Below are 13034 nucleotides of genomic sequence, written 5' to 3'. Positions count from 1 at the left end.
GCGCCCGGCCGAGTTCGTCCACTTCACCATCACCCAGATCGCCGGACAGCCCGGCACGACAGGCTGACGGAACCCATGCAGAAGACCGTGGTCAGGCAGGGTGACACCGTCACCCTGGCCCTGACACCCCCGGCTGCTTTCTTCCCACCGTCCCCGGTCGTCATCCCCATCCCGAAAGGCACGGCGGGGTTCCGTGTCGAAGGGCTCCCCGCCTGTGTGCCGGACGACATCGAGACCATGGTCATTCCCGTCGGCTATGCGACCCTGGCCTTCCCCCAGGCGGGAACGGGCAGCGTTCAGCTGAAGGTTCCCGCCCAGAACCGTGCCACATACGCGAGGACCGGCCACGGCGTGACGGAAGCCGTCGTCGACGGCGGCCCGCTCGAGCTGACCCTCACCGTGGTCGGCCCGGCGAGCAACTCCTCCGGTGCGACTGACGCGGTGGGCAACAAGTACCCCGGAACGGCGACCTTCACCTGTCTCCGCGTACGCCCTGTGACAGCCGGATAACAGCGCTATTCGGGCTATAGATCCTTGAGAGTGGCGAGGGTGTCCTCTATGCGCGGGGACCGCTGGACGAAGCCGACCCCGACCCGGCTGTAACGGTCGGTGGCGCGGCTCCAGTCGTAGTTCCCGCGCATACAGGCCCGGTTCGCCTCCAGGAAGCGGTGAGTACTCTCACGCTGCCGCGGGGACAGTTCCAGGGAGGCGCACAACTCGTGCGTCCGGTCGGCGAGCCGGCGGAAGCGGTCGACACGTCGGTGGACCATCTCCCGCAGCAGGCCGACGGCCTCCTCCTGCGAGCAGTCGTGTTCGCGGCGGAGGAGCAGGACCGCGTTGTCCGGTTCCCCGTTGGCCACGTCCTTCTCCAGCGAGTGGAGGTCGTTGGTCAGGGTGACCACCTCCGCGGTGATCTCGCGGATCTCCTGGACGAGGGTGCTCTCGTGGACCTCCGGGGGCGCTTCGAAGCCCCCACAGCGCTCGGTGGTGTCCAGGACGCCCTCCACGCCTATCGCCAGCCGCCGTAACGCCAGATACCGGTTCATGTCCAGGACGAGCCCGGCCTTGCGGTTGACCGCCTCGGTGACATACGTGAGGAAGTACTGCTCCCAGTGGCGTGCGGCGCGCTCCCGCCAGGCCGGCGACATGCCCTGCCGCAGCCGCTCCCAGTGGTCGAGCCAGAGCCGGGCGAGCGGGAACGTGGGCTCGACCGAGGGCGCGTCCGGGCTCCGGCGGGCGAGCGAGGCCATCTCCTGGCAGACCTCGTAGGCGGCCAGCGGGTCCCTGCCCAGGTGACTGTCGAAGAGGTCGTCGAAGAAGAAGTAGAACGTCTGCCCTTGGATGCCCAGTTCCAGGTCGTCCCCGAACGCGTCGGGGTGAAAACGGCCGGCGAGCTCCGCCACCGCCCACGTCAGATACCGTTCGGCATTGGACGCGCTGGTGATGAATCCCTCCGCCTTCAGCCACTTCATGTGACGGGCGCTCGCGGCCTCGACATCCGGGCTGATCCGTACCTCGAAGGGAATGTCCAGCGGAACATTCTGCGGCATGTGTGATCCCCCTCCTCGCTGAAATCCGGGAGATCCAACGATCACCGGCAGGGGCCCACGTGACAAGTCTTCTGGCCCGTCGGCTCGATCTGTGGTATGGGACCTGTGCTATGAGGTCGGGTCAGGAGCCCGCCACTTCCGTGGCCCAGACGAAGTCGTAGCGCACGTGCCGGCCTCCGACCACCGTTCCCTCGCCGCGGTCGCGCATGTTCACCGTGAAGGCCGCCTTCGGCAGGAGCAGCACTTCCTGTTCGTCCGGCTCCCGGGAGAAGTAGGCGATGTCCCTGCCGCTGTGCCCGGTCAGCTCCAGGCAGTACAGCACCCGGCGGCCCCCGGCGGGCGGATGCTGGAGCGGCAGGAACTTCTCCGCCTCCTCCCGGCCGCGGCTGGTGCTGGTGAAGCCGCTGAACGTCATGCGTGTGCGGGGCACCAGCTCCCAGCCCGCCCGGTACACCACGCCCTTGACCGGCGGCAGTCTGTCCAGCGCCTCGACGAGCATGTCGGCATGCGACTTGGCCTCGGCCCGCAGCGTGTCCACGAGGCCGTGCATCCGCCTCCGGACGGCCTCCAGCCGCACCGAGCGCTCCGCGTCGGACAGCCCGGCCGCCCGGTAGGCGTCGATCAGCCGCTGGAGCTCCGCGTCCCGCCACGTGGCGTACGGCACCTCGACCGGCAGGCCCTGCCTCAGCAGGGAGATCATCTCGTCGACCAGCCGGTGCACGCCCGCCGGGCCCAGAGCCCCGGGAGCGGCCAGCACGCGGTTGACGAGCTGGTGGTTGCTCCCGGTGTACTGCGCCAGGGCCAGCAGGTACGGCAGGCGGAGCTCGGCCCCCAGCCGGGACCTCTCCTCGTCCGCCTCCGCCCCCGTCAGGCCCTGCCCGGCCAGCCAGTCGGTCAGCTCGGCGCCCGGACGCCGCCGGAGGAGGGACCGCCGCTTGTGGCGCGCCCCGGCCACCGTACGGTCGTCCACGGTGACCATGCCCCCGTCCCCGGGGGCGGCGAGCGCCTTCTCCTCGTACACGGTCGCGTACGGCAACTCGGGCAGCACGGCCGTCGGCAGGGTGTCCCTGACGAACGCGTCGAAGTCCCGGTACATCCGGGCGACGTCCTTCGACGACGCCGTCAGCCCCGCGAGCGCGGGCAGCCCGGCGGCCTTGGCGCCCCGCAGGATCTCGTACAGCGAATGGTCACGCCCGGTCAGCATCCACGCGGCGACGGCGAGGAAGAACCCGCGCTCCGACAGCTCCGAAGCACCAACGCCCCCGGTGCCGGCGCCCGGTACGGCCCGCAGCCAGTGGAAGGCGCTGAGCATCCGGGTGGTCGTCCCGGAGATGCCCGCCACCAGGGGAGCGCCGCGCTCGTGGTGCTTGCGGTACCAGCCGTCGTCGGGGCTCATGGCGAACACCGCCTCCCCGGAGGCCCAGGGCAGCGGGAACTCCGGCCCTTCCTCGCCCGGCCCGGTCATCGCGGCCCAGAGCGCCTCGGGGGTGACCGTGTGCCGCCGGGGGGCGAGGTCGTCGCCGACGCCCTCGACGGACAGCTCGGCGGTGCTGCGGCGGGCATGGGCGGTCTCGGCCTCGCTCAGCGGCACGCGCAGGTCGCGGTAGTCGCGCAGCGTGCGCTTGCCGGGGCCGGTCGAGGGGTCCGGGCGCTCCGTGCGGCGGCGCTGACTGCGGCCCATCGACAGGGTCGTGCCGGCGCCCTGCCGCACGGTGAGGTTCCCGAGGGCGAAGACGTCGTCGCCGAACTGCTGCCCCAGCGGGTGCGGGAGACGGCTGAGAAGGCCGCGCGCGGTGCCGGCCAGATGGGCGCGCTGGGCGTCGAGGGCCTCGGCGTCCAGGCCGAGTTCGCGGGCCAGCCGCGGGTCCCCGCCGAGAACGACGCGGTGCAGCAGGGCCTTGAGCGATACCCCGCGCTCGTCGGGGTAGGGGCGGGGCTGCGGGCCGTGCTTGTAGTACGCGGCGTTGTAGAAGGCGGTGACCAGTTCGCGGACGGTGGCCGACGAGTCCGGCGCGGTCCACTGGAGGAGCCGTTCCCCGGGGTCGCCCTCGGTGCCCACCTGGCCCGCGCTGTGCGGGTCGTCCTTGAGGAACGCGCCCGCCGCCGCTTCCGGGCCGAACCCCTGGCTCAGCACTTCGTGGAGCCGCAGCACGGAGGTCCGGGCGGCGCGGCCCACCTCAGGCGCGGCGGCCAGCGCGGCCCCCAGCCGCTGCTCGTACAGCTCGGCCGCCTGGTGCCAGCCCGGTGCGGCCAGCGCCCGGCGATGGCCGAACGGCGCCCCGGCCGTGCGCCGTCCAGCCGTGCGCTGCCCGGCGGGGCCGGTCAGGGCGTGGGCGACGGCGGCGTTGCCGGCCTCCCGCTGGAGGCTCCGCAGCCGCTCCGCCAGGGTCGCGGCCGTGTCCGGCACCGGTTCGGCGGCCGCCGGGGCGGGCGCCTCCGCGCGGACGGCGGCGGTCGGTGGGTGCGGGCTCACGACCGCGCCTCCTGGGGGAAGGCCGACTCGTCCACGTAGCGGCCGAGCTTGGCGTACTCCTCGCGGACGGCCGCCAGCAGGTCCGCCATGGCCACGGGCCGGTCGGCGTCGGCGGCGCGGTAGGCGGCGGTGACGGCACAGCAGCGGATGGCACCACCGGACAGGTCGAAGGCCGAGGCGAGCGCCGCGAGCCCGGCCGGGCCGACATCCCGGTCCCGTGGCACGGCCGGGCCCAGACAGCGCTCCCACAGGGCCCGGCGCAGGGCCTCGTCGGGCGCGGGGAAGTGGACGACGAGGTCGAGGCGGCGCAGGAACGCGGGGTCGATGTTGCCGTGCATGTTGGTGGTCAGCAGGGCCAGGCCGTCGAAGGACTCCAGGCGCTGGAGCAGGTAGGACGTGCCGGTGTTGGCGTAGCGGTCGTGGGCGTCCTGGGCGGGGGTGCGCTTGCCGAAGACGGCGTCGGCCTCGTCGAAGAGGAGGACGGCCTCGTCCGCGTCGGCGGCCGTGAAGATCCGCTCCAGGTGTTTCTCGGTCTCCCCGATGTATTTGTCGACGACGGTGGCCAGGTCGACGACGTGGAGGTCGAGGCCGAGTTCGGCGGCCACGACCTCGGCGGCCAGGGTCTTGCCGGTCCCGGATCCGCCGCTGAACAGGGCGCCGATACCGCGCCCGCGCCCGCCGCCCGGCCGCATCCGCCACTGCCCCAGGACGCGGTCGCGGTGGCGGACGCGCCGGACGAGGTCGCGCAACTGCTCGTGGGGCCGCTCGGGCAGCACCAGGTCGTCCCAGGTGACGGCGGGGCGTACGGGCCGTGCGAGCCGGCCGAGCGCGCCACCGCTCCAGGAACGGGCCGCTTCCCGGACGGCGGCGGCGTCCACGGGCACGCCCCGCGCGGCCGCCTGCCGGCGGGCGGCGGCCGCGACGGCGTGGATGCGGGCCGGGCCCGCCCGGTACCGGGCGCCCGCCGCCACGGCGTCGCCCGCCGCCGGGTCGGCCGTGGCGTGGTCGTCGGCCGTCGGGTCCGGTGCCCGGACAGGGGAGGAGAGCTCGTGCCGCCACAGCGCGACGCGCTCGGCTCGGGTCAGCGGCGGGCAGTCGGCCAGGACGGGAGGCGTGCGCGTCCAACGGGCGTCCCACGGCCGGTTTCCGGTGAGCACCAGGGGCACCGGTACGTCGGCGAGGGGCGCGAGCAGGGCGCGTGTCCACCCGTCGTCGTGCGAGCCGAGAGGACCGACGACCAGTCCGTCGCCGCGCAGCCGCGCCTCGAGCAGCGCGGCCCGGACGGCCTCGGCCGCCGGGGGCTCCGCGTGCTCGGCGTCCTCAAGGGCCAGGTGGAGCGCCTGACGGCCCGACGCGGCCAGGGCCGCCCGGGCGACGGCCGTGGCGGTGCCGTCGACGCTGTCGCGCAGATACACGGGCCACGGGCGCGTGAGCAGCCGGGCGACGTGCCGTACCGCCTCGGCCAGGGGCCCGTTCTCCAGAGGGGGGAGAACCGGTGGTGTGAAAAGGGTGTTGTCGTCGCCCAGCAGATGCGCGGTGACACGGTCGGGGACGCGCAGCCCCCGTGTCGGATACGGGCGCGCGGCGTCGACGACCTCCAGCAACCCGCCGGCCCGCAGGGGCGCGTCGGGGGAGAACAGCCGGCGGGCGGTCGCGGACGCGGCCGGGACGCCGCACAGCGTCAGGGCGAGACCGATGGTGGCGTGCCGGCAGGTGATGTCGTCGTTGAGGTAGCCGTAGCAGCGCTCGAACCGGGCGTCGACGTCGGGAGCGAGCGCGATCAGCAGGACCTGGGCGGCGAGTTCGTCCAGACCGAACCCGTCGGCGAGGCGGCGCAGGGGCGGCGGCGCTCCCATGGCCGCCGCCGCGTCCTCCCGGGCACGCACCGAGGCGGCCAGGGCGTCCTCGAAGGCCCCGGCCGGCAGGGGACCGGTGGGTGCGTCGAGGAGGTGCGGGGCCATGTCGTCGGAGACGTAGAGCCCGCGCAACGGGTCGAAGGGCGCCTCCTCGAGCTCGGGGAGCGCGGCATCGGCGGCCGTGGGATCCTCGCCCGTGCGCCAGGCGATGGCTCGTCGCACGGTGGCCTCGACGAGCGCCAGCCTGGCCAGGAGCCAGTCCCCGGGGACGGGCACGGGCGTGCGCGGGGAGCGTGCGGTAGGCGCGGTCACCGTGTGTCCCCCGGCGCCGGACCGGGCTTGACGTTCTCGTTGACGACCGGAGGTTCGGTCACCCAGTGGGTGTAGGACTGCGGGGCGAACGACAGCAGGGGGATGGTCACGGTCGCGTTCACGGTGGGGACGAGCGTGTGGCCGACGGCGCTCCACAGTTCGGTCAGGGCACGGTCCTCCGTCGGCGGGTGCCCCACGTCCAGGAGCGTCTTCAGCTCCATCTCCTCCAGCTCCGGGGGAAGCCGCACGGGCAGTTCCCGGTCGCGGGCGAAGCCCACGAGGAGATCGCCGAGCATGTTGTGGGCGGTGAGGGCGTCCGGCGCCCACGCGGCCACCAGGTACGACAGCCGGGCGTAGCGGGGCGGGTCGAACTGCGCCTGCTTGAAGCGCAGCATCCCCAGCGGGCCCAGCGGCAGCCCCTCGTACTGGTAGACCGTGCCGGTCTGCCGTCGGTCCAGGTCCTCGCGGATGTCGTACAGATAGACGCCGACCGCCTCGGAACCGGATGTCTCGCCCAGCCCGTTCTCGCGGCCGGGCGGCTGGAAGGTGATCGTGAAATCGGGGGGCAGGCAGGTCATGTCCTGCCGGACGCGTGCCGCCAGCGCGCGGTCGACCAGCTGGATCATCGGCGGGCCTGCCGCAGGTCGAACGCCGCCTTCGCCGGGCCGACGAGGCCGAGCGCCGTGGTGTCGGCCACGGCCACGGCCGAGCCGTCGGCGTCGGCGAGGCACACCCGAGGCATCGCGGGGCGTGGATCCGGCGCGCTCCCTGCGAGTGCCCGGCCGGCGGGCACGGTGAAGAGGGGGGTTCCGGTGGTGGTGTCGAGCATGAGGAACGCTCCGTTGTTCTCGCTGGTGACGAAGAGCAGGGCGCCGTCCGCCGACACCGACACCGATTCGGGCCCGACGATCAGCGGATGACGCCATGTGGCCACGACTTCGGGCACCCCCGCCGCTCCGGACAGGGCGATCACCGTGACGCTGTCGTCCCCGTGGTCGGCGACGAAGGCCCGGGCGCCGCCCGGCTCGCAGGCCACGCCCATGGGATCCCGGCCCACGGCCAGCGAGGTCACCTCGTGGTCGCCTGCCAGTCGTACGCAGTGGACGGCTCCGGCGGCGCGGTCGCTGGCGCACGCGTAGGCGCCGTCGTCGGTGACGGCGACGTCCCACGGGCGGGAGGATCCCGGGCCGCCCACCGGAACGGGGGTCACTCCGGAGGTCAGGACGGTGACCGTCCGGCCGGCGAAATCGGCGATGTACGCCGTGCCGTCGGCGGCGGCCGCGATCGCGTAGGGCATGTGCGCCTTGTCGAGCGGCAGGGTCTTGGACTCCCGTACCGCCAGCCGTGTCCCGTCGAGCGTGAGGACGGCGAGGGACGCTTCGCGTGCGGGCTCCTCACCGCGGCCTTGGTTGACGACGTACAGGGTCCCGTCGTCCCGGCAGGCGAGCCCGGTGGGCCTGTCGACGGGCTGGGCGGGCGACGTGGCCACGACGGCCATCTGCTGGTCGTTCTTCGCCAGTTCGGTGCCGTACACCGTGCCCAGGGCATGGTTGTCGCTCATCCAGGCCTTCGAGACGGCCGCGTACAGGTACTGTCCGTCCGGGGAGAGGGCGAGGCCGGGAGGGATCGGGATGCCGGTCTCGACCGTGATCGTCCGCTGGTGTCGCGCGGGGTTCGCGGAGATGTCGAAGACCTCCACAGTGGCCTTCGGACCGGCGGCGTTGGAGACATAGAGCGTGTGGCCGTCGGACGTCAGGGCGAGTCCGTAGGGGTACTTCATGGCGGGTGATTTGGTCACGGCCATGTGGAAGGACCAGGCGTCGTCTACCGTCGCCCGCTGGAGGACGGAGACCGTGCCGTTCTGGTAGTTGGCGACGCACAGCCGTAGCCCGTCGGCCGACAGGGCGAGCTCGTGCGGGCCCGACAGCCGCCCCGTCGGCGCGTCGACGGGATCCAGCGGCTGCCACTGCCCCGGGCCGGTCCGGGACAGGACGGCTATCTTGCCGCCTTGCTGGTTCTCCGGGGTCCTGGCGAAGTCGGCGATGTACAACGTCCTCCCGTCCGGGGAGAGTGCGGCCCCGGTGGGTTGTTGGCAGTCCACGGTTTCGGCCGCGATCGTGTACCGGCCGCCCTTGGGGTCGACGAGGGAGACCGTGGCCGTTCCGGAGTCGGCGGTCACCGCGTACCGCCCGTCCGGGGTGACGGCCACGCCGTACGGGCTCGCGCCGGGCGCGAGGGCGATGGGCGTCACCGTGACCGCGCCGTCGAAGGTGAGCGTCTCCCCGTGGGCGGGGGTGAGGACGAGGAGGGAGGACGAGCCGGGGCTGGTGGCACAGGCGAACGTCCGGTCGGCGGCGATGGCGACGTCCCACGGCTGGTGCGGCGCGCCGAGGGCGAGGGAAGTGCCGGGCCGGCGGGCATCGAGATCGAGCACCGCCACCTTGTCCGACGCGGAGTCGGCGGCGTAGGCCCACGCACCGTCCGGTGACACAGCGACGTTCACCGGTTTCGAGCCCGTTCCCGTGGTGATTTCGCCGGTCTTGCGGGGCGCGGTACGTACGGTGACGAGGTCGCCGGTGGCCTGGTCGCTGACGTACGCGAAAGCCCCCTCCGGGCCGTGGACCACCCCCGCGGGCACCGCGCCGACGGGTGTGCCCAGGCGCGTGGCGGCCAGGGTGTCCACGCGGACGGCGGTCAGGGTGCCCGAGGTCTGGCCCACGACGAGGACCGAGGTTCCGTCCGGGGCGAAGTCGACGGCGACCGGGTGAGGGCCGACAGGGACGGGACGCGGGTGCCCGACCTGTCCGGTGTCCCGGTCCACGGTGGCGACGGACACCGACGCGGAACCGTAGTTCGCCACGCACAGCCGGTCGCCCCCGGGGCCGAGCGCCAGCGCCCTCGGTTCGGCCCCCACGGGCACGGGCTCGCCGACGGCCCGGCCGTGCGCGTCGAGATCCAGCACCGTCACCCAGCCGTCGGCCGTGCCCTCGCCCCGGCTCGCGACGTACGCGAAGCGCCCGCCGCGTGCCACCGCGATCGCCCCGGTGGCCCCGGGCACATGGACCGTCGCGGCCACGGACGGCGACCCGGCCGTGCTCACGTCCACCACCGACACCGTGGCATCCGTCCCGTTGACCACACAGACCCGGCTCGCCTGCCCGCCCGGGGCCGCCGCCACCGCGCACGGACCGGCACCCACCGGCAGGGGAACGGGCGACATCCCCTCCTTGTCGAACACCCTGACCTGGTCGCCCGCCCAGGCGGCCACGCAGACCTGGTCGCCGGTCAGCCCGGCGACCACGGCGCACGGGTTCTTCCCGGCGTCGACGGTACGGAGCACCGGAAGGTCCCCGGATCCCAGGTCCACCACGGACAGCGTTCCGGCGTCGTGGTTCGCGGTGTAGGCGCGGGTGCCGTCGGCGCTGACGGCCACCGCACGGGGATCGCCCTCCACCGGCACGGTGCGGACCTCGGGACGGTCCGGTACGGCGAGGCCGGCCACGACCAGGGCGTCCCCACCCCAGTCCGGTGCCACCAGCCGGGGCACCGGCCCCACATCACCGTTCTCGCCGTTGCGGCCACTCACGAGGGCACCTCCGCGATGGTGACTCGGTGTTCGACGGAATAGACGGTCTCGCGCGGCCCGCAGTCGATCCGGTCGACGGGAGGCGACTCCACGCCGGTCACCGGATCCACCGGGACCATCTCCACGGTGGCCACCCGGCCCACCCCCGGCACGCTCTCCAGGACGCGGAACGCCTCACCGACATGGACCGGCCGCCCCAGCGGCCATCCGGTCCCGTCCCGGCCGCCGCCGACGGGGCTGAAGTACCGGTAGAGGGCGCGTTCGGCGGCCACGCGCAGCTCCGCGCGCTCTTCGGCGGTGCGGTAGTCGGCGGGCACCACACGGGCGTTGAAGCGGACGCCGTGGTAGACGGGCCGCACCAGCCACACCGGCACCCCCTCCGGCTGGCAGGCCCGCAGCGCCCGGCGCAGGGTGTCACAGGCGTCCCGGGTGGGCGTGAGCATGTGGTAGGGGAACCAGCCGCGTTCGTCCGTGGTGACGAAGGGGACGACCATCAGCGTGACCCCGGCCTGGGTGCTGCCGCCACTGGTGTCGGTGTAGCCGTTCCTGCCGTCGTGCGAGGCGGAGGTGTTGCGCACGCCGACGACGCGTTCGTCCGGCTCCTTCAGCAGGCGGATCTCGCCCGGGCCCAGTCCGTTGGCGGCCGCGCCGAGTGTCGCCCTGTACGTGCCGTGAGCCGTGATGACGGCGTCCTCGGGCGGAACGGCACCGTGCTGCCCGGCTGTCGAGGAGCCCCCCGTCACCTTGGGGCCGAAGTGGACCTGGCCCGTACTGGCGTTGATGACGACATGCTTGTCGTCCGGGCCCGACTTCTCGAACGACGTGACGGTCGTCCAGCCCTCCGCCCCCACATGGACCATCGGGAGCGGCCCGCAGACCGGGGCGTACAGCAACGCGAAGACCTGTTCCGGTACACCCTTGGACGTCGGGAACGGCCGTTTGCCCTCGTCGAGTTCCTCGTACTGCTCCGCGCGGACGCTGCCGGCGCTTCCGGAGTCGGCGTAGACCGTGTACGTCGTGCCGGGGGTGCCCTTGGGGTCGAGGATCTGGACGGCGATCCAGCACGAGGCCTCCTCCGTCGGGAACCCGGATCCCCGTGCTTCCATGGCGTCCTGTGCCGTCCTGGCCAGCGCCCCGCGCTCGACGGCGGCCTGCCAGCGTGCCGATCCGCTCAGGGGAACGGGATGGGCGGAGACCTCCGCGCCACCCGTCACGGTGATCTTCCGTGCGGCTGTGGAGGCGTACGCGAGCGGGGCGGAGGTGTCCCACCACGGCGTGTCCGTCCTGGGCCCGAACACCGAGACGGCGAGACGGTCCTGCGGCGTCCGGTCCTCGCCCACTGCCACCCACAGGGTGAGATGGCGTGGATCGTGTGTCTTCTCGATCTCCACCAGCGCGAGGACCAGCCCGCCACCGTCCTTGAACGGCCCGGAGAACTCCGCTCGGTAGTTCTCGGCGGTGAACATGCCGACGGCCGTGGTGACCCCGTCGGTGAGCCGTAGCGACGCCGCGCCGGCGGCTTCCGGGGGAAGACGTTCGGCGTCATCGGTGGTCGTGAAGACCGTCTTGCCGTCGGCAGTCGTGACCCGCAGCCCGGCGGGAACCCGCTCCGTGCCGGCCGCCAGGGTGAGGCTGATGTCCGTTTTCGCGGGGATCCACGGCAGGTAGTTGCGGGCGGGGTCGAGCGCGTCATGGGGGACGTCACGGAGGTGGTGGATACGGGCCATGCCCGCCGACGCGGCCAGGGCGAGCTGCTCGTAGTCGCCGGGGACGACCGCCCGTTCCGGCAGCGGAGAGCCCAGGGGCAGCCGTGTCGCGCAGGCTTCGGCGGACTCGCCCTCCGTGCCGCCGACGGCCGGCGCGGGGTTGGTCACGGAGGAGACGTACGGCAGCGGGGTGCGCAGCACCGTGAGGGTGCGCGCGGGCACGTTGCCCCGGGCGCCGCCGCCCGTCAGATAGCGGCGGATCCGTACGGCCGCTCCCGCCGGCAGCGGCGCCCCGTGCCGGCGCGGCCCCCGGGCGCCGACCACGACGGGAGCGAAGACGGCCTCCCCGGTGCGCGGATCCAGCGTGAAGTGCCGGTCGTCGGGACCGGACCCCGCGAGCGAGGCGACATGGGTCCACTGGGCCACCCGGCCGTCGAGCACCGCTTCCACCACGAGGGGGTCGGTGCTGCGGGGGAGCGGCGGGTGGGCGAAGCGGAGCCGCTCGCCGGGGGCGCCCGTCGCCGTACCCAGCGTCTCGTCGCGCACCAGCCGCGCCTGGACGACCGGGACGGAGACGACGAGCACCGGCTGGAGCGCGACCCGCGTCAGCGCGCTCTGCCCGGGCTCGGTGCGGTAACGGATCAGCCCGACGTCCCGCAGCCGTTGGACGAAGAAGCCGCCCTGCCCGTCCGGCCGCTGGAGCAGGAGCTGCGCGGGCGCGTGGGCGGGCGGAACGTCCAGGGAGACCCGGCCCGGGACGTCGCGGGAGGTCACCGTGTCCGTGGCCACCCGGCAAGTGGTCCAGTGCGTGCCCTGCCAGGCCTCCCAGCGGCCCGGGACGACCCCGCGGCCGAACGGGGCCCGGCCCAGCTCGACGTCCAGGGTCACCCGCGTGCTCGGCACCGGCACCGAGAGGACGGTCAGGGCGTAGGAGGAGCCGCTCCCCCCTGCGCCGGTCAGCCCCGGGTCCCTGTTCGCCGGGGTGTCCCCGGGCGGGGGGAAGTCGCCGAGGTAGGGCAGGTTGAGGTGGAAGGCGGGCCCGGGGAAGGCGGCCTCGCCGGGCTCCACCGTCACCGAGGAGCCGAACGCGGTCAGCCTCCCCTGCAGCGCGCCGTCGGCCACCCGCTCCTCTGCGAAGTCACCGGCCGCGACGAGGACGCACGGGTTGAGCACCGCGTCCGTCAGCGTGGTGAAGACGACCGGCTCCTCGTCCCCCACCGGCCGGGTCGCCACCTCCTGGCCCGCCGGCACCACCACCGGTTCCGGTGACGGCGCGGCGAGTTGCAGGACGGCCTCCGTCCGCGCGGGCGCGGCCCGGTAGGGTCGCACGCCGAGCAGGCGCAGCACCTGGAGCCGGCGCTGGTCGGCGGCCAGATCGAGCCGGTCGCGCACGGCCATGACCATGTCGGCGCACGTCTCGATCAGGCCCCGGCCGGGGTCCGTCAGGTCCTGCCCGGTCCAGGTACCCACCCTCCCGCGCACGCCGGCGACGGCCGCGGCGACGACCTCGTCGCGGGTCCGCCCGTCGTACTCGGGTGTCGGTAGACTCAT

The 13034-nt window shown here is 73.7% G+C and carries 7 protein-coding genes; 1 reads left to right on the top strand and 6 read right to left on the bottom strand.

The features are described from left to right. Positions 1-75 precede the first annotated feature (75 nt). Positions 76-510, top strand: a complete 435-nt coding sequence (locus tag ACX9I7_RS25805) for a hypothetical protein (RefSeq protein WP_189456358.1) — start codon at positions 76-78, stop codon at positions 508-510. 14 nt (positions 511-524) lie between these two features. Here ACX9I7_RS25805 and ACX9I7_RS25800 read toward each other — a convergent pair whose 3' ends face one another. The 6 genes from ACX9I7_RS25800 to ACX9I7_RS25775 all read right to left on the bottom strand — a co-directional run bounded on the left by ACX9I7_RS25800 (position 525) and on the right by ACX9I7_RS25775 (position 13034). Next, positions 525-1550, bottom strand: coding sequence for a terpene synthase family protein (locus tag ACX9I7_RS25800; RefSeq protein WP_387576845.1), 1026 nt, complete (start codon positions 1548-1550; stop codon positions 525-527). A 121-nt stretch (positions 1551-1671) separates the two neighbouring features. Beyond that, complete coding sequence (locus tag ACX9I7_RS25795; RefSeq protein ID WP_459388667.1) at positions 1672-4023, bottom strand: hypothetical protein; 2352 nt, start codon at positions 4021-4023, stop codon at positions 1672-1674. After that, complete coding sequence (locus ACX9I7_RS25790) at positions 4020-6191, bottom strand: ATP-binding protein (RefSeq protein WP_459388666.1); 2172 nt, start codon at positions 6189-6191, stop codon at positions 4020-4022. The genes ACX9I7_RS25795 and ACX9I7_RS25790 overlap by 4 nt, the downstream gene beginning before the upstream one ends. After that, a complete protein-coding gene (locus tag ACX9I7_RS25785) occupies positions 6188-6817 on the bottom strand; it encodes a DUF4255 domain-containing protein (RefSeq protein WP_387576839.1) in 630 nt (209 codons plus the stop codon). The genes ACX9I7_RS25790 and ACX9I7_RS25785 overlap by 4 nt, the downstream gene beginning before the upstream one ends. Beyond that, positions 6814-9777 carry a beta-propeller fold lactonase family protein gene (locus ACX9I7_RS25780; RefSeq protein ID WP_459388665.1) on the bottom strand — a complete coding sequence of 988 codons (2964 nt, stop codon included), beginning with the start codon at positions 9775-9777 and terminating at the stop codon, positions 6814-6816. Before ACX9I7_RS25780 ends, ACX9I7_RS25785 begins: the two co-directional genes overlap by 4 nt. Beyond that, positions 9774-13034, bottom strand: coding sequence for a putative baseplate assembly protein (locus ACX9I7_RS25775; RefSeq protein ID WP_459388664.1), 3261 nt, complete (start codon positions 13032-13034; stop codon positions 9774-9776). Before ACX9I7_RS25775 ends, ACX9I7_RS25780 begins: the two co-directional genes overlap by 4 nt.

Source organism: Streptomyces sp. L500 (genome assembly GCF_054551825.1).
Note: the sequence above shows the minus strand (reverse complement) of the source record. Positions and strands in the feature narration are given on the sequence as shown.

Bases quoted from the DNA above. Each gene is read 5' to 3' on its own strand.
- ACX9I7_RS25805 (WP_189456358.1), top strand. From the start codon at position 76: ATGCAGAAGACCGTGGTCAGGCAGGGTGACACCGTCACCCTGGCCCTG.
- ACX9I7_RS25800 (WP_387576845.1), bottom strand. From the start codon at position 1,550: ATGCCGCAGAATGTTCCGCTGGACATTCCCTTCGAGGTACGGATCAGC.
- ACX9I7_RS25785 (WP_387576839.1), bottom strand. From the start codon at position 6,817: ATGATCCAGCTGGTCGACCGCGCGCTGGCGGCACGCGTCCGGCAGGAC.
- ACX9I7_RS25775 (WP_459388664.1), bottom strand. From the start codon at position 13,034: ATGAGTCTACCGACACCCGAGTACGACGGGCGGACCCGCGACGAGGTC.